18 protein-coding genes are annotated in these 16,573 nt (G+C 47.1%); 16 read left to right on the top strand and 2 right to left on the bottom strand.

What is annotated here, in order from left to right; genetic code table 11:
• Positions 1–16: 16 nt before the first annotated feature.
• On the bottom strand, positions 17–1,075 hold the full coding sequence (locus PGS38_RS15705) for an NCS2 family permease (protein ID WP_270476413.1): 1,059 nt from the start codon (positions 1,073–1,075) through the stop codon (positions 17–19).
• Between the two features lie 326 nt (positions 1,076–1,401).
• Between PGS38_RS15705 and PGS38_RS15700 the strand changes: the two genes are divergently transcribed.
• On the top strand, positions 1,402–2,736 hold the full coding sequence (locus tag PGS38_RS15700; RefSeq protein WP_270476412.1) for a carboxylesterase/lipase family protein: 1,335 nt from the start codon (positions 1,402–1,404) through the stop codon (positions 2,734–2,736).
• 16 nt (positions 2,737–2,752) lie between these two features.
• Positions 2,753–3,205, top strand: coding sequence for a GNAT family N-acetyltransferase (locus PGS38_RS15695; RefSeq protein WP_117761906.1), 453 nt, complete (start codon positions 2,753–2,755; stop codon positions 3,203–3,205).
• Between the two features lie 94 nt (positions 3,206–3,299).
• Here the strand turns inward: PGS38_RS15695 and PGS38_RS15690 are convergent, their stop codons facing one another.
• Positions 3,300–3,560, bottom strand: a complete 261-nt coding sequence (locus PGS38_RS15690) for a DUF1292 domain-containing protein (protein ID WP_022461956.1) — start codon at positions 3,558–3,560, stop codon at positions 3,300–3,302.
• 356 nt (positions 3,561–3,916) lie between these two features.
• Between PGS38_RS15690 and PGS38_RS15685 the strand changes: the two genes are divergently transcribed.
• The 14 genes from PGS38_RS15685 to PGS38_RS15620 form a co-directional block, all read left to right on the top strand.
• Positions 3,917–4,738 (top strand): alpha/beta hydrolase, encoded by an 822-nt coding sequence (locus PGS38_RS15685; protein ID WP_118640911.1) that lies wholly within the window; start codon positions 3,917–3,919, stop codon positions 4,736–4,738.
• Positions 4,739–4,824: 86 nt separating this feature from the next.
• Positions 4,825–5,352 carry a cysteine hydrolase family protein gene (locus PGS38_RS15680; protein WP_118640913.1) on the top strand — a complete coding sequence of 176 codons (528 nt, stop codon included), beginning with the start codon at positions 4,825–4,827 and terminating at the stop codon, positions 5,350–5,352.
• A gap of 19 nt (positions 5,353–5,371) precedes the next feature.
• Positions 5,372–6,244, top strand: coding sequence for an alanyl-tRNA editing protein (locus PGS38_RS15675; protein ID WP_118640915.1), 873 nt, complete (start codon positions 5,372–5,374; stop codon positions 6,242–6,244).
• The gene (gene ybaK / locus PGS38_RS15670; RefSeq protein WP_055219087.1) at positions 6,244–6,726 is read left to right on the top strand and encodes a Cys-tRNA(Pro) deacylase; all 483 of its coding nucleotides are present in this window, start codon (positions 6,244–6,246) and stop codon (positions 6,724–6,726) included. The genes PGS38_RS15675 and ybaK overlap by 1 nt, the downstream gene beginning before the upstream one ends.
• 339 nt (positions 6,727–7,065) lie before the next feature.
• On the top strand, positions 7,066–7,593 hold the full coding sequence (locus tag PGS38_RS15665; RefSeq protein WP_118640916.1) for an A24 family peptidase: 528 nt from the start codon (positions 7,066–7,068) through the stop codon (positions 7,591–7,593).
• Complete coding sequence (locus PGS38_RS15660; protein ID WP_226906364.1) at positions 7,590–8,627, top strand: P-loop NTPase family protein; 1,038 nt, start codon at positions 7,590–7,592, stop codon at positions 8,625–8,627. Before PGS38_RS15665 ends, PGS38_RS15660 begins: the two co-directional genes overlap by 4 nt.
• Positions 8,624–9,802, top strand: coding sequence for a CpaF family protein (locus PGS38_RS15655; protein WP_055226604.1), 1,179 nt, complete (start codon positions 8,624–8,626; stop codon positions 9,800–9,802). The genes PGS38_RS15660 and PGS38_RS15655 overlap by 4 nt, the downstream gene beginning before the upstream one ends.
• Positions 9,799–10,599 carry a type II secretion system F family protein gene (locus PGS38_RS15650; RefSeq protein ID WP_022461948.1) on the top strand — a complete coding sequence of 267 codons (801 nt, stop codon included), beginning with the start codon at positions 9,799–9,801 and terminating at the stop codon, positions 10,597–10,599. Before PGS38_RS15655 ends, PGS38_RS15650 begins: the two co-directional genes overlap by 4 nt.
• A 71-nt stretch (positions 10,600–10,670) precedes the next feature.
• On the top strand, positions 10,671–11,969 hold the full coding sequence (locus PGS38_RS15645) for a type II secretion system F family protein (RefSeq protein ID WP_055219115.1): 1,299 nt from the start codon (positions 10,671–10,673) through the stop codon (positions 11,967–11,969).
• Between the two features lie 50 nt (positions 11,970–12,019).
• On the top strand, positions 12,020–12,187 hold the full coding sequence (locus PGS38_RS15640; RefSeq protein ID WP_022461946.1) for a Flp1 family type IVb pilin: 168 nt from the start codon (positions 12,020–12,022) through the stop codon (positions 12,185–12,187).
• A gap of 156 nt (positions 12,188–12,343) precedes the next feature.
• Positions 12,344–13,876, top strand: coding sequence for a DUF5702 domain-containing protein (locus PGS38_RS15635; RefSeq protein ID WP_118640917.1), 1,533 nt, complete (start codon positions 12,344–12,346; stop codon positions 13,874–13,876).
• Entirely contained in the window at positions 13,830–14,780 is a 951-nt protein-coding gene (locus PGS38_RS15630) for a TadE/TadG family type IV pilus assembly protein (RefSeq protein WP_147342475.1), read from the top strand. Before PGS38_RS15635 ends, PGS38_RS15630 begins: the two co-directional genes overlap by 47 nt.
• 179 nt (positions 14,781–14,959) lie before the next feature.
• Positions 14,960–15,616 (top strand): IS607 family transposase, encoded by a 657-nt coding sequence (locus PGS38_RS15625; protein ID WP_172680768.1) that lies wholly within the window; start codon positions 14,960–14,962, stop codon positions 15,614–15,616.
• The coding region (locus PGS38_RS15620) for an RNA-guided endonuclease InsQ/TnpB family protein (protein WP_270476411.1) at positions 15,555–16,573 on the top strand (1,019 nt) is incomplete at its 3' end. The genes PGS38_RS15625 and PGS38_RS15620, both read left to right, overlap by 62 nt.

Here is a 16,573-nt window from a genome sequence, read left to right as displayed (position 1 = left end):
TCTTATGTTACTGAATTTATAATCCAAGCAGTTTTGCAGCAACACCGGCCAGCATTCCGAGGAACGGGTTTGTTACTGCAGTGACAACCATTGTGGTTCCGCCGACGGCTGCATTGACAGCGAAGGCAGACGGCGCATCCAGTACAACGGTTTTGAAGATACCGAGTACAAACAGGAAACCTGCGATCGAAGAAGACGGAACAAATTTTCCGATTTTCGGAAGCAGTTTCAGAAGCAGAATTACACCGATCACAACCATCATGATGACACCAGCCCATACAGCGTGCGGTGCATTGGCAGTTGCGGAAATGATTGCCTCAACCGGGGCTCCTCCGAAAAAGGAAGAAAACATATCGGCCAGGGAAGAAATCACGGTCAGGTTATCGACGTTGTAATTTCCACCGGTTGCCATTCCTGCGGTAATTCCGCCGAAGGAAATGTTGGAACCAATGTTCAGGCAGACCATACCGAGTGCGCCGAGAATTACGTTGGCATTGATTGTAAATTTCTGGCGGACAAATTTATCATCCTCTACGACAATGCTGGATTTCTCTTTGTTGAAAAATGCATTGGCAATGCAGGATGCTACAACGGAAATGACGATGGTATAAACCAGGGTATTGGCACTGGCTTTGGTAAAGTAATAGGTGATCAGTGCTGCGGCCAGGGAAACACCGCCGGAAATGGCATCACTCTTGATCATATCGATCGCGGCCTTTACCAGAATGATACCGACACCGGCCATCATTCCATAGGCAACATCCTCACCTACAAAGTTTACGATTTTTGTCAGCAGTCCAAACACTCCGATCAGAGCCATAATCACACCGCCGATAAAAATCATCGTACAGCGTTCCGAACGGTCTTTTCCAGCCGTTCCGGCGTAAGTGATCGTCTCCGCCTGGAAGGAAATTGGTGCGACACTCTGCGTAATCGTATTGCCCACCGCACCAATAAAGAATGCCAGCGCCGTCGGAACCGATGCAAATCCAAACGTCAGAGCAAGAAGACCCTGCGGCAGACCATTCAGCACAACGCCGATGATTGCCAGAAGATCTGTTAAAATGGCTTTCATACTAAATACTCCTCCTCACTATGAAATATGTCGTTTTGAAGCAAAGAAAAGTGTAGCACCAAAACCGGTCAAAGTAAACCAGATCAGTCATGAAAGGTTTTTGTCAGTGATAATAAGTCAATCTTATATACAAAATATTATTATTTCTGTGTGCTAATAAATCAAGAGGATTTTTAAATGTCTGCATAACCAATAATCAATAGTTACAAAACTGGGTGCCATTATTTGGAATTGTGCATATAGAAGCGAAGAAAAAGATTTGCTATACTAAATCTGTATGAGGGTTTTTATCACAGTTATAAGAAATGGAAAGGGGATTTTTACTTATGGCAATTACAGAGACAAAAACAAAATATGGACAGATTCATGGTGTGCAAAAAGACGGCTACACGGTATTCCGCGGCGTTCCGTACGCAAAGCCGCCGGTAGGCGAAAAACGATTCTGCCCGCCGGAAGAGCCGGCGTGCTGGGAGGGCGTTTATAAGGCGGATCATTACGGATGCGTCTGCCCGCAGACCGAGCATGAGCCGGACTCCTTCTATGGAAAAGAGTTTTATCTCGACCCGGAATTCGGCATGAAGCAGAGTGAGGACTGTCTGTACTTAAATATCTGGACACCGGCAAATACAGTGGATGAAAAACTGCCGGTTGCTTTCTGGATTCACGGCGGCGCGTTTATGCACGGCTTCAGCCACGAATCCGAATTTGATGGATCTGCTTACTGCGAACGCGGCGTGATTCTCGTTACGATCAATTACCGTCTCGGTGCTTTCGGATTTCTGGCACATCCGTGGCTGTCCGAGGAGAGCGGTGTCGGAAGAAGCGGAAACTACGCGATTCTCGACCAGATCGCAGCACTGAAATGGGTAAAAGAAAATATCGCAGCATTCGGCGGCGACCCGGAAAATATCACCGTATTCGGCCAGTCCGCGGGATGCATGAGCGTACAGACACTCGTCAGTTCTCCGCTGACTGAAAACTGGATCAGCAAAGCCATTTTCCAGAGCGCCGGCGGCTACGACACCGGACTGAACCGCGATATGCCGCTTTCCGAGGCAGAAACCATCGGCCAGGAATTTATAGAGCTTAGCGGAGCAAAATCGCTGGAAGAACTGCGTGCGATTCCGGCTGAGAAAATTGTGGAGCTGCAGGAGGAGTTTGGCCGCGTAAATCCATCGAGAATGCTGAGCTTCGTACCGAACATCGACAATCATCTGCTGACCTGCGGCTATAACGATGCCGTAACCGAAGGAAAAATCAAGGACATCCCATATATGCTCGGATCAACCGCAGACGACATCGGCGTGTTCCCGGAGATGAAAGAAAAAGGCGAGCACGGCGGCATCTATAAGGGATGCATCAACTGGAGCATTGCGCTGGAAAAACTCGGAAGAAAACCGGCTTACGTTTACTACTTCACCCGTGCCCTGTTAGGTGACGACGCCGGAGCGTTCCATTCCTCCGAACTCTGGTACATGTTCGGAACCCTGGGCCGAAGCTGGCGCCCGAAAACCGAAGGCGACTATGCCCTCAGCAAAGAAATGATGGACGACTGGACCAATTTCATGAAAACCGGAAACCCGAACGCAGAGGGAAAAGACGACTGGAAACCATGCACAAAGGACGACCCGTATGTGCAGGTGCTGGATGTGAGAAAATAAGCAGAAGGAAATAAAAATGGCAATCGAATATAAAAGACTTACCCAAAAGGAACTGGATTTTTTCATTCAGATGAGAATCCATCAGCTTCGCGAAGAGGGGGCAAAAGAAGAAATTGATTTAGCACCTGCGTTAAAAGATTACTATGAACGTCATATGGCGGATGGTACTTTTGTATCTTGGATTGCTGTTGACGGAGAGAGCATCATCGCAACAAGTGGAATGTCATTTGTAGAAAAACCTCCATACTTTGGATGCCCGAGCGGCAGAATTGGATTACTGTCCAGTATGTTTACAGATCCGGCGTATCGAAGAAGAGGTATTGCAAAAGAATTGCTGTCCCGTGTGATAGAAGATGCAAAAGAATATGGATGCGGAACAATACAGATTACGGCATCGGATATGGGCGTTAAGTTGTATACAGATTTTGGATTTGTGCACAATGGGAATTTTATGCAGTATAAATTGTAATGCCCCTCAGAAAGAGGAAAAATTAGAATAAAGAAAGAGCAGCATTTTACCGGCGTGTGAAAGGTAAAAATGCTGCTCTTTTTGCGTGGCAGAATCAGTCGTCCAGATCGTTGCGCTCGCGGAAGATCTGATAAATGGTGTCGATCAGTTCATCGTCATCGAGGCCTTCGAACTCGGCTTCGTTGACATCGAGATTCTCGGAAATGATGCGCAGAATGTGTACCGGTTCGTCATCGCCGCCGTCGGCCGGATAGAGAACGGCGTACTCATCCTCCTTGTATTCTACGATATCCAGAAGCTCAAAACGGACAGAATTTCCGTCCTGATCGGTAAGGACAATAAGATTGGAATCCATAATTGCAATATACTCCTTTATGTGTTATTTTTGCCGCTCAAAAACATGCAAATATAAATTTATTGCAACTGTTCAGAGTCAGCCTCCAAAATGCTACGCATTTCGTCGGTGTGGCGTATCCGTCAAATAAAATTTCAAAAACAGTTTTAAAAATGCAAGCATTTTATACCTGTTTTTTGAAATTTTATTTGGCTCTGAACAGTTACAATTTATTATACTATGAGCAGTTGGGTTTGAAAAGAAAAAAGTGTCTGGTGCGATACGCTTGATATTTTGCGCTGATACGGTATAATGACAACAGAGTAAAAACGGACGGCTGTGGCCGTGCCAGGAAAAATGGGGGAAAGGAAGAACTTATGAATTATCAGGTATTAGATGTCAAAGTAAAGGATACAGAAGAAATCGGAAAATTATACACGTATTTTCTGGACAATTCACAGGAAATTGATCCGAACCGTGTGCGTCCGGTCATCGTGATCTGCCCGGGCGGCGGATATGGAATGGTCTCCGACCGCGAAGCAGAGCCGATTGCGATGAGGTTTTTAGGAGCAGGTTATCATGCCGTTATTCTGCGCTACAGCGTTGCACCGGCAGCTCATTACCCGACCGCACTTCGCCAGCTTGCCTGGACTGTTGCGTATCTGCGGGAGCATGCGGCAGAATATCACATTGATCCGAACAAAGTAGTAGTAGCCGGATTTTCCGCAGGTGGCCATCTGGCGGCATCGTACGGTGTATTCTGGAAAAAGAAAACATTTCTTGCAGAAGAGCTTGAAGTAGACGCGAAGCAGCTTCGCCCGAACGGACTGTTGTTATCCTATCCGGTAATCACATCCGGTCCGAAGGCACACCGCGATTCCTTTAAAAATCTGCTGGGCGATCAGTATGATAACCTTGTAGATGAAATGTCTCTGGAAAATCAGGTCACTCTCGATACACCGAAAACGTTTCTGTGGCATACCGCGCCGGACGACTGTGTGCCGGTAGAAAACTCCATTCTGTTCTTTACAGCACTGCATGCACTGGAGATTCCGGTAGAAATGCATATTTATCCGGTCGGCGGCCATGGCCTTGGGCTTGCAAACGAAGAGACACAGAGCTATGAGTATCAAAATGCCGTGCGCGAAGAGTGCCAGAGCTGGATTTCTCTTGCGATTGACTGGATGCGGCATTTATAAAAAACGGAATTTTAAAGGCTGCCGGAATGAGAAAAAAATCCGGCATGAGATCAACAGGATGACAGCAGGCGAAAGGATAATATAGCATGAAGGTATTGATTGTAGTAGATATGCAGAATGATTTTATTGACGGAAGTCTTGGCACAAAAGAAGCGGTTGAAATTGTGAACCGTGTTGCAGAGGTGATGGATTCGTTTGACGGAGCCGTCATCTGCACCAGAGATACACATTTTGCAGACTATCTGAACACTTCCGAGGGCAGAAAACTTCCGGTAGAGCATTGTATCGAAGGAACGAAGGGTCATGCACTGCAGGATACAATTCAGAAAATGGCGGAGAAAAAACAGGCCGTGGTGACGAATAAAATCACCTTCGGTGCAAAAAATCTGCCGGAGGAGATCGAAAAACTGGCAGGCGGCGTGCCGGAATCCATTGAACTCGTGGGACTCTGCACCGACATCTGCGTGATTTCCAATGCCATGCTGCTGAAAGCATTTTATCCGGAAGTGCCGATTTCGGTCGATGCATCCGCGTGCGCGGGCGTAACGCCGCAGAGTCATAAAAATGCATTGGAAGCTATGAAAATGTGCCAGATTGACATTGTAAACGAATAGACGGAAAAGAGGAAAAATTATGAGCACAACAAGATTATTTGATCAGGATGCGTACCTGGGTGAATTTGAGGCAACCGTAGAACGGAGCGTCTGCGAGGGCGGCATGTACCGCGTGCTGCTGGATCAGACCGCATTTTTCCCGGAGGGCGGCGGCCAGCCGGCAGATGAGGGAACACTGGATGGAATTTTTGTAACGGATGTACAGGAAATCGACGGCGAAATCTGGCATACCGTGGAAGCACCGCTCGAGCCGGGCAAAACGGTAGTTGGAAAACTTGACTTTGAAAAACGTTTTTCCAATATGCAGAATCACTGCGGAGAGCATATCGTGTCAGGTATCGTGCATCGGATTTACGGTTTCAACAACGTTGGATTCCATATGGGAAGTGATGTCATTACCGTTGATTTTGACGGCGTTCTGACCGAGGAGCAGCTCTACGATGTGGAGCAGGAGGCAAACGAAGCCGTGCTTCGAAATGTTCCGGTTACGATCAGTTATCCGTCAAAGGAAGAGCTGGAAACCATGGATTACCGGAGCAAAAAAGAGATCGAGGGCCAGGTGCGGATTGTGACGATCGAAGGCTGCGACAGATGTGCGTGCTGCGGAACCCACGTTGCAAAAACAGGGGAAATCCGTCTGATCAAAATCTTAAGTGCCCAGAAATACAAAGGCGGCGTCCGCGTGACCATGCTTTCCGGTGAAAAAGCGTATGCGGATTACTGCTTAAAACACATCAATACCCTCGGCATTGCACGTTTACTTTCTGTAAAACCGGAAGAAGCTGGGGATGCTGTCGTACGGCTGAAACAGAAAAATATTGAGATGAAAAAAGAAATCAAACAGCTCAAAAAAGAACTGTATGCACTGCAGGGAGCACCGGAGAGAAAATAATGGCAAAAGAAAAAGAAATCAAAACAAATGCAATGCGGATTCTGGACCGCCAGAAAATCAAATACGAAGTTCTTCAATATGAATGCGATGAATTTATCGACGGGCTTCACACAGCAGAGAAAACCGGCGCGCCGGTCGAGCAGTCGTTTAAAACGCTTGTGGCACAGGGAAAAAGCAAGCAGTATTATGTGCTGGTGCTTCCGATCGCAGAGGAAGTGGATCTGAAAAAAGCGGCGAAAGCGGTGGGGGAGAAATCCATCGAGATGATCCATGTCAAAGATATCACTGCAGTCAGCGGATACGTCCGCGGCGGATGCAGCCCGATCGGAATGAAAAAACAGTATCCGACCGTGATTCAGGAATGTGCGGCACAATTTGATAAAGTTTACGTGAGCGGGGGAAGAATCGGAACCACGCTGTGCATGGCGCCGGAGGATCTGAAGAAGGTCAGCAGAGCGGAGTATGCGGATTTTATTCAGTAAAAACAGAAAAAACTGTATGGAAGCAGACCAGAACGAAGAAAAAAGTTCTGGTCTGTTTCTTTTTGCTGTGATGCGGCTGGAAAATTTCTTTCAAAAAAGGATCATAAAATAATAGCCAAAAAGCAGCGGCGAAATTGCGATACGATTCTACGAATCCGCGAAAAACGGAAAACCTTTCACACGATTTTTCTTTTTGGTGTGAGAAATTTTCATCCCGTTTTTGGAGGCAATTCACAAACCGGAAAAAATTGCCGAAAACCGCTGGACAAATCGAAAAGAGGCAACTATAATGACCTCACAATCAAGTTGACCCAAACGAAACGGGAGGTGAGAGACAAAATGTCTTTGCAGCACTGTCTGGTACTGACAGTTGCGACAGGGGCGGTATGGATGGATTTAAGAACACGCAGAATTGCAAATGAATGGATTATCACCGCATGGATCGCCGGGCTGGTTACACAGCTCATCCGCTATGGCGCCGCGGGAGTGGGTATTTTTCTTTTTGGGATGCTTTTCCCGATACTCGCACTTTACATTCTGTTCTATTTTCATATGCTGGGCGCGGGAGATATCAAACTCCTATCCGCTGTTGGAGGCTTTCTCGGTGTGCCAGCGATCCTGAAATGTATGATTGTGTCGTTCCTGTCTGGAGCGGTCTTATCTATCGGAATTATTCTCGTCTGCGGAAATTTACCGCAGCGTCTTACCAAATTTTTCAATTATTTCCAAACTTATTTTACCAAAAGAAAATACCAGAAAAAAACAGAGCCGGTTCCCTATTACGATGGGAAGTGGGGCATGGAGTGCATCCATTTTTCCGTTCCCGTGCTGATGGGAGTGCTGCTCTGGATTGGGGGATTTTATTGAATACTGCAAAGAAAAAGAGTGTTTTTGCAGTCTGTGACACGGAAATGGAATATGCACGCAATTTTATGGAATATCTGAACCAGAAGAGAAATATTCCGTTCGAAGTGCATGCGTTTTCCAGTGCGGAGATGTTCCTGGAGTTCGCAAAGAATAACGAAACAGAGATTCTTCTGATTTCGGATAAAGCGATGAAAGAAGAGATCCGCCGGTATCCGATCCGTCAGATTATCATTCTGTCTGAGGGCGTACACAGTCCGGTGCTGGATCAGTATCCGGCGGTCTACAAATACCAGTCATCGGAAAAGGTGATCCGCGAGGTTATGGCGTGCTACGGCGTAGAAAATGGTGTCGATACATCGCCTGCACTGCTGCCGAAAAAGGAAATGCGTATTATCGGCATTTATTCGCCGGTCGGACGGACGCAGAAGACCTCGTTTGCCCTGACGATGGGGCAGATTCTGGCGAAGGAGCGGGCAGTGCTGTATCTCAATATGGAAAGCTATTCCGGATTTGAACGGCTGCTGGAATGCAGCTACGACAGGGGGATGAGCGATATTCTGTATTATGCGAGACAGGAAAATCAGGGCATCATCTACAAACTGGGCGGAATGGTCCAGTCGATGCAGAACCTGGATTATCTGCCGCCCGCCGCATCGCCGATGGACATTCAGACTGCAAAATATGAAGAATGGAAATGGCTGTTTCAGGAGATTGAGAAGAACAGCAGTTATGAAGTGCTGATTCTCGACCTCGGGGATGGCGTGGCGGATTTGTATCAGATCCTGGATTTTTGCAATGAAATTTACGTTCCGATAAGGAATGATGTGATTTCTGCGGCAAAAATGGAGCAGTTTGAAAATTTGCTGCGCCGGTGGGACTGCCAGTCGGTGCTGGACAAGATGCGGAAAATCCACGTTCCGTTCCACACGGCAAACCGGACGGGAAAAGCCTACTTTGAGGAGCTTGTCTGGAGCGAGCTGGGCGACTATGTGCGTCAGATTCTGCGGGACGGCAGAAGAGGAGAAGAAACATGACAATGCCGGAAATTCTGCGGAGAAAACTGATGGAGCGGATCGATATCGCATCCGAACCGGATGACGGAGAGGTTCTCGAAGAGATTGACGGTCTGATTTTAGGGGAAGAAGAAACACGGTATCTTCCAGTGGCACAGAAGGCGGAGCTGCGCAGACAGCTGTTCTACAGTGTGCGGAGGCTCGATGTCCTGCAGGAGCTGCTGGAAGATGCGGGAATTACCGAAATTATGGTAAACGGTTATCAACATATCTTCGTGGAACGGAACGGCAGAATCGAGAGATACGGCAAAAGCTTTACCTCCGCGGAAAAGCTGGAGGATGTGATTCAGCAGATTGTAGGCCGGTGCAACCGCGTGGTGAATGAACAGAATCCGATTGTGGATGCACGGCTGGAAAATGGAGACCGCGTCAACGTTGTCATGAAACCGGTCGCATTAAACGGACCGATTCTGACCATCCGCCGCTTTCCGGAGCAGGCGGTGACGATGGAATTTCTGGTCTCCATCGGGAGTATTACAAAAGAGGCGGCAGAGTTTCTGCAGGCCCTCGTCCGGACCCGCTACAGCATGATGATCGGCGGGGCGACCGGATCTGGCAAAACGACATTTCTGAATGTGCTTTCCGCCTACATTCCAAAGGGCGAGCGCATCATAACCATCGAAGACAATGCAGAGCTGCAGATCCAGGGTGTGGAGAATCTGGTGCGGCTGGAAGCAAAAGAGGCAAATCTGGAATCAGGAACAGAAATTACGATCCGCGATCTGATCCGCGCAGCTTTGCGTATGCGGCCGAACCGCGTAATTATCGGCGAAGTGCGCGGAGCGGAAACGTTTGAATTATTATCCGCACTCAATACCGGGCATGCGGGATCTTTGAGCACGGCACATGCAAACAGCGTGAAAGATATGATCTCCCGTCTGGAAACGATGGTACTGATGGGAGTGCAGCTCCCGTTGGAAGCAATCCGCCGCCAGATTGCATCGGGAATCGAAATTCTCGTGCATTTAGGACGCGGGGAGGATGGAAGCCGTCGGGTGGAGGAGATCGCAGAGATCACAGGGATGGAGGAGGACGAAATCAAAACGGTTTCTTTGTTTCGAAGAGAATATGGGAGAGGCCTGCAAAAGACAGGCGAACTGGTACACAGAGAAAAACTGGAGGGGAAAACAGGATGAGAATACGTGAGGGAAGCCAGGCAAAGACGGGCATGGCAGAGGAGAAGGAGACGAAGGGGATCGATTATCAGACCTGGGAATTTACCGGTCGGGAATATCTCGAAATAGCGGGAATCAGTCTTGGGATTGCCGCCGCTGTGAACCTGCTCTGTTACCGGGCGTGGTGGGCATGCATTGCTGTGGTTCCGGTTGGAATCGTATGTTTTCACACGTATCGGAAAAACCGGATTCAGAGACGGAAAGAGGAGCTGTACGACAGCTTCCGGGATCTGATTGCGTGGATGCACACGGCACTGCGTTCCGGCTATTCCATGGAAAATGCAGTGCTGGAGGCGGCAGGACAGCTGGAACAGTCGCTGGGAAAAGAAAACATTCTGGTACAGGAACTGCGCCGGATGCGTCATAAAATGATGATTTCCGTGCCGGTGGAACAACTGTTTCAGGATCTTGCGGTGCGAAGCCGCATTGACGATATTGCGACGTTTGCAAGTGTACTGGTGATTGCGAAGCGGACAGGAGGAAATGTCTGCGAGATCTTTCAGAATACGTGGGATATTTTCTGTACGAGAATTGACACGATGCGGGAAATCCGTGCGGGCGTTTCTTCCCGGCGGTTCGAGCAGAATATTATGAGTGTTGTGCCGTTTGGAATTCTGGGATATGTACAGCTTTCCTTTCCGGAATTCTTAAGTGTGATGTATGGGAATGTAATCGGGGTTTTCTTCATGAGCGGATGCCTTGCCGTGTATCTGGCAGCATGGGTGCTTGGAAAGAAGATTCTGGACATTGAATTTTAAGAAGCAATTGAAATTTAAAAAGTAAGACTGCGAATCATAACGATTCGTCCGCAAAAAAGGGGAGGAATCAAATGTTGTGGATTTGTCTGACCGCATGGGCGGGGCTGTTCATCTGGTATTTCCGGATGAGAAAAAAGGCGGAAGATCACAAATTGGTGAGACGGATTTTCTGCCTTGCAGCGACAGGGTTTATAGCGGGCACTGCACTCTGCCTTCCGATCGGAGTGCGAAAAGTTTCAGGAGATGAAAAAGCGGAACTTCAACTGGAACGGGGTGCCTTAGGCAGCCAACCGACAGAGGAAAAACTTGAGGTTTCTGTTGGAAATCAGAAACCGGAAAGAATTACACTGTCTGTACCTGCAAGAGCTTACAGCGCAGAAGAGATAGAAGAGGCGTTCAGTGCGGCGATAGAGGCGCTGGATGAAATCATCTTAGGTGAGAATCTGTCTTTTCATACGGTAAACAGAAACATGGATCTGGTTACGGAAATACCGGGAAGCCCGGTGGCGCTTAGCTGGGAAACAGACAGGCCGTTGTTGATTGACAGCCGGGGTTTGCTGTCAGACGAGATTCCCGAAGAAGGAGTGGAGGTTACGCTGAAAGCGGAACTGGAACTTCAGGGGGAAACAACAGAATATATACGGAAGGTTCAGGTCTATCCACCGGAGATAAAAGGGCGGGATGCGGTTCTTAGGGCACTGAAAAAAGCAGTGGAAAAAGAAAACGAAGCGCATCCCGAAGAAACAGCCTATTATCTGCCGGAGACACTGAACGGAGAAACTGTAACATGGTCAAAAGTGCCGGATCTGACAGGTCTGGAACTTATGGCACTTGCCGCGGCGGCAGGAGCAGTCTGCTGGGCGGCAAAAGGAAGGGAACAAGAAAAAGAAAGGCAGAAAAGAGAAGAACAGATGCTGCGGGATTATCCCGAAATTGTCAGCAAAATGGTTCTTCTTCTGGGTGCCGGGCTTGGGATGCGGAAAGTACTCGAGCGGATTGCAGTGGATTACCGGAAAAATCTGGCGCTTGGCGGGCAGAAACGTTTTGCCTATGAAGAGATTGTATTTACCTGCCAGGAGATGGAAAACGGTGTTTCCGAGCAGGAAGCGTACCAGCGCATGGGAATGCGTATGGGAACCGGAGCGTATCGTTCCCTTGCTGTTCTGCTGACGCAGAATCTGAAAAAAGGCAGTAAAGGACTGCTGGAATTATTGAAACAGGAATCGCAGGAGGCCTTTGAGGAGAGAAGAAGGCAGGCGAAAACAACAGGAGAAAAGGCATCGACAAAGCTTCTTCTTCCGATGGGCATGATGCTTGCGGTTGTATTGGTCATACTCACGGTTCCGGCATTTTTGTCCTTTTATGCATAGGGGATGTTTTTATCCCCACAACAGCTGGTAAAGAGAGGGAGGTGGGAATTATGAAGCTGATATCGGAGTTCTGGAAAGAGGAAGATGCGGTGGGTGTTGTGGAAGTGATTCTGATTCTCGTTGTGCTGATCGGACTCGTACTAATCTTTAAAAAGCAGCTTGTGAGTCTGGTCAACAGTCTGATGGAGAAGGTCACAAACCAGAGCAACACCGTATAAACGGGAAAATGTCCAATACGGAACTCCAAAGAAAAATTTAGAAGCCGGTACGGACCTATATGTCATTTGCATATCTGTGTCTCGGTATATCCTTTATCCGATCCACGGCATCTAAAGTTCGAAAAAGTAAAAGTAAAGTGGAAGGAGCTGTATTCCATGAGGGAAACGGAAAGACAGAAAAGATGGGCAGCCGGAAGCATAACAGCATATTTGTGTCTCGTTCTGATACTGATGCTTTCACTGATTTCCGGGACAATTGCGTCGGTGCGAAATGCCCATGCACGGGTGATGACGGCCTGCGCAATGGAACAGGGACTGTATTCTCTGTTTGCCGGGTATGACAGAACACTGCTGGGACAGTACGAGCTGTTTTTTTATAACGGCGGGGATAAGAGCGGTGTCTGGAAACCTGAAACCATGAGCAGAAAAGTCGCAGAAACTGCGGGAGAAGTTCTGTCCCCCACTGCATCGGGGATGGGAATTCTATCAGGAAGTTTATCTGGCGGACAGGTTACAGAAGTTTATCTTAGCGGCTATCGTCTTGCGACAGACGAGGAGGGAAGTGCTTTCTCCCGTCAGATCTGTGAGGCAATGAAAGCCAGCCTTGGAACTTATGGAATACAGCAGCTTTCCCAGAAATTAAGAGGAGAACAGGAAACCGTGAAACGTCAGGAGGACGGACAGAGCGGTTACGAGGAAGAGGAGGTTTTAAAACAGTATGAAGAATCCAAACAGCCAGAAGAGGGAACAGAAAAAACAGAAGGTGAAGGAGAATCTGGAAACGGCACGCCTTCGGAACCGGATCAGAAGCAGCCGGTACCGGAAGATTTTGTGAATCCGATTGAGGTCATTCAAAAAGTAATGAAAATGGGAATTTTAGGACTGGTCCTCCCGGAAGGGCAGGCACTGTCGCAGGGGGAAACGGATGTATCGTTTCTTGCATCAAAACGGGAGCTGCAGAGCGGGTTTGGCATGGCAGAGTGTGGAAAAGAACTGAGCTTTGTGGATAAGATGCTTTCGTCCGAATATATTCTGTGGAAATTTCCGTGCTTTACTAGCAAGGAGAAGAAGGAAGGGCTGCAGTGCCAGGTGGAATATGTGCTCTGCGGAAAAAACAGTGACCAGGATAATCTGGCGGGAACCGTGAACCGTCTGATGGCGCTGCGGGAGGCGGCAAATCTGGTGTATCTGGCGAAAGATGCGCAGAAGCAGGGCGAGATGGAAGCAATGGCGGGGGTAATTGCCGCGTCATTTGGAGTTCCGGCGGCGATGCCGGTTGTGAAAATGGCACTTGCCGTGTGCTGGGCATTTGCAGAAAGCATTCTGGATCTGCGGGAACTGCTGGATGGTGGAAAAGTAGCACTGTTCAAAACGGCAGAATCGTGGCAGCTTTCTCTGGAACAGCTTCCGAAACTGCTGGAAACAGGGGATCAGAGCAGAAAAAATGCACCGGGCGGCATGGAGTATTCCGATTATCTGCGGCTGCTTTTGATGCAGAAATCGGGAAAAGCGGTAACGTTTGGAGCGATGGATCTGGTGGAATACAATATGCGGACAGAACAGCAGCAGCCGGTTTTCCGACTGGATTGCTGTGTCGATGAACTGGAAGCCGGTTTTACGGCGGTAATTGGGAAACGAGAGTATGAGATTACGAGAAATTATGGATATGAGATGCAGGGAGCAGCCTGAAAAATGGGATGACTCCGGCAGGGATACAAAAGGGTGTTCTTCTGAACGGCACATTTATTTCTGGAACCTTATCAAAAAACTTATCCACTCTTCCGGGAATTTTTATAAATCCGGATCAGGAGAGCAGCCTTTTGTAAAACGAAAATGGAACAGGGCAAGCCTGACGGTGGAAGCTTCACTGGCACTTCCTGTTTTTCTGATCGCGGTTCTTGTGTTATTAAAAATCGTGGATCTTTACCGGCTGCATGGAATGCTGACGGTATCTCTGCAGGAGTCCGCGCGGTATCTTTCCGTTTGTGCCTACGCGGTGGATGAGACGGGAAAAGAAACGTATGAAATACCAGAAACGGCCGCGTGCATTGCTTATGCAGAAGCAAAGATTCCAAAAGAAATCCGCGAAAATGGAATGGTGACACTGGCAGGAAGCCGTGTGAAAAATGGATGGCTGGAACTGAAAGCGATTTACTGGCCGAAAATGGGAAACCGCCTCGTTCCGGTGCGGAACCGGGGAATTGCAGCGTGTGCGAAAGTGCATCTGTTCTGCGGAAAGACAGAAGAGGAGGCGGATGAAGAAGAGGGCGAAGCAAAACAGATGGTGTGGGTGACTGAGAACGGCAGTGTGTATCATACCGATTCGTCGTGCAGTCATATCAATCTTTCGATCCAGGTTTCCTCACCGGGTGCGCTTGCGTGGAAACGGAATCAGGATGGAGAAAAATATAAGGAATGCGAACAGTGCGTGGGAAATGGCGCTGCGGGTGCGGAAGTTTACTATACGAAATACGGAAACCGGTATCATAACAGTCTTTCCTGCAAAGGGCTGAAACGTAAAGTAAAACTTGTAGCACTGGAACAGACGGATGGACTGCCGCAGTGCTCGAAATGCGCGAAAAAGGCGGCGTAAGAAAGCCGGATATGAGCAGAGCAGGTGTCTTCTTTCCGGGTGAGACCGGAAAGAAGGACGGTAAACAGAAACTCGGGTTTGCGGAAAGGAGGAAAATATAAGTAACTAAATATATTGTCAAATGTGATATAACGTGTTTAAATATGTAAAAGGAGAATCATATTATGAACACATCAAATATCACAAACTACAAGCCGAAAGATTTTGCTGAACTGTTAGGGATATCTGTTAAAACGTTACAGCGTTGGGACAGAGAAGGAATTTTAAAAGCAAATCGAACTCCGACCGACAGGCGTTATTATACGTATGACCAATATCTTCAATTCAAAGGCATAAATATCGAAAATGATAAACGTCAGGCAGTTATTTATGCCAGAGTATCTACAAAAAATCAAAAAGACGATTTGCAAAACCAGGTCGCATTTTTGCGACAGTTTTGTAATGCCAGAGGAATCATTGTAGACCAATGTATCGAAGAGTATGGAAGTGGTCTTAATTACAACCGCAAAAAGTGGAATAAATTATTAGATGAAGTAATGGAACAGAAAGTAAAAACGATCATCATAACCCACAAAGACAGATTTATCCGATTCGGTTATGATTGGTTTGAAAAATTCTGTATGAAATTCAATACAACGATCGTGGTGGTAAACAATGAAGAATTATCACCACAGGAAGAACTTGTACAGGACATTGTTTCCATACTTCATGTGTTCTCCTGCAGATTGTATGGACTTCGTAAGTATAAAAAACAAATAGAGAGGGACGAGGAAATTGCTAAAGAGCTTCAAGACGGAAATCCATCCGACAGAAGAGCAGAAAGTCAGGATTCATAAAACAATAGGAACTTGTAGATTTATTTACAATTTCTATCTGGCCCATAACAAGGAACTTTATCAAAATGGCGAAAAATTCATGAGCAGCAGTAAATTCAGAGTCTGGCTGAATCATGAATATCTTCCACAATATCCAGAATATTTATGGATTAAGGAAGCATACTCAAAAGCAGTGACCCAGGCGGTAAATCATGGACAAACTGCATTTAAAAAATTCTTCGATCATGAAAGTGCTTTTCCGAAGTTCAAAAAGAAAGGCAGATCTGATGTGAAGATGTATTTCGTAAAGAATAATCCGAAAGATTGTCGCTGCGAGAGACACAGAGTTAACATCCCGTCGCTTGGATGGGTTCGCATCAAAGAAAAAGGATACATTCCTACGACGAAAGAAGGATATACCATAAAAAGCGGGCATGTTTCCATGAAAGCGGGCAGATATTATGTTTCGGCTCTTATAGAAATTCCTGACAACAAAACTGCTGATCCTTCTAACGAAGGAATCGGCATCGACCTGGGGCTAAAGGATTTTGCCATTGTTTCAAATGGTAAGACCTATAAGAATATCAACAAATCAGCAAGATTAAAGAAATTAGAAAAACGACTCGTTCGGGAACAGAGATGTCTCTCCCGAAAGTATGAAAATCTAAAGAAAGGAGAGTCCACTCAAAGAGCGAATATACAAAAACAAAAACTTAAGGTACAAAAACTTCATCATAAAATAGACAATATCCGTACGGATTACATCAATAAGACAATCGCAGAGATCGTAAAAACCAAACCATCTTATATAACGATTGAAGACTTAAATGTATCGGGGATGATGAAGAACAAACATCTTTCAAGAGCAGTTGCTTCGCAGAAGTTTTACGAATTCAGAATAAAACTGAAGGCGAAAAGCAAAGAAAATGGCATTGAACTTCGGGTTGCAGACAGATGGTATCCATCATCAAAAATCTG

The organism is Fusicatenibacter saccharivorans (genome assembly GCF_027667425.1).
GTDB lineage: Bacteria > Bacillota > Clostridia > Lachnospirales > Lachnospiraceae > Fusicatenibacter > Fusicatenibacter saccharivorans.
Note: the sequence above shows the minus strand (reverse complement) of the source record. Positions and strands in the feature narration are given on the sequence as shown.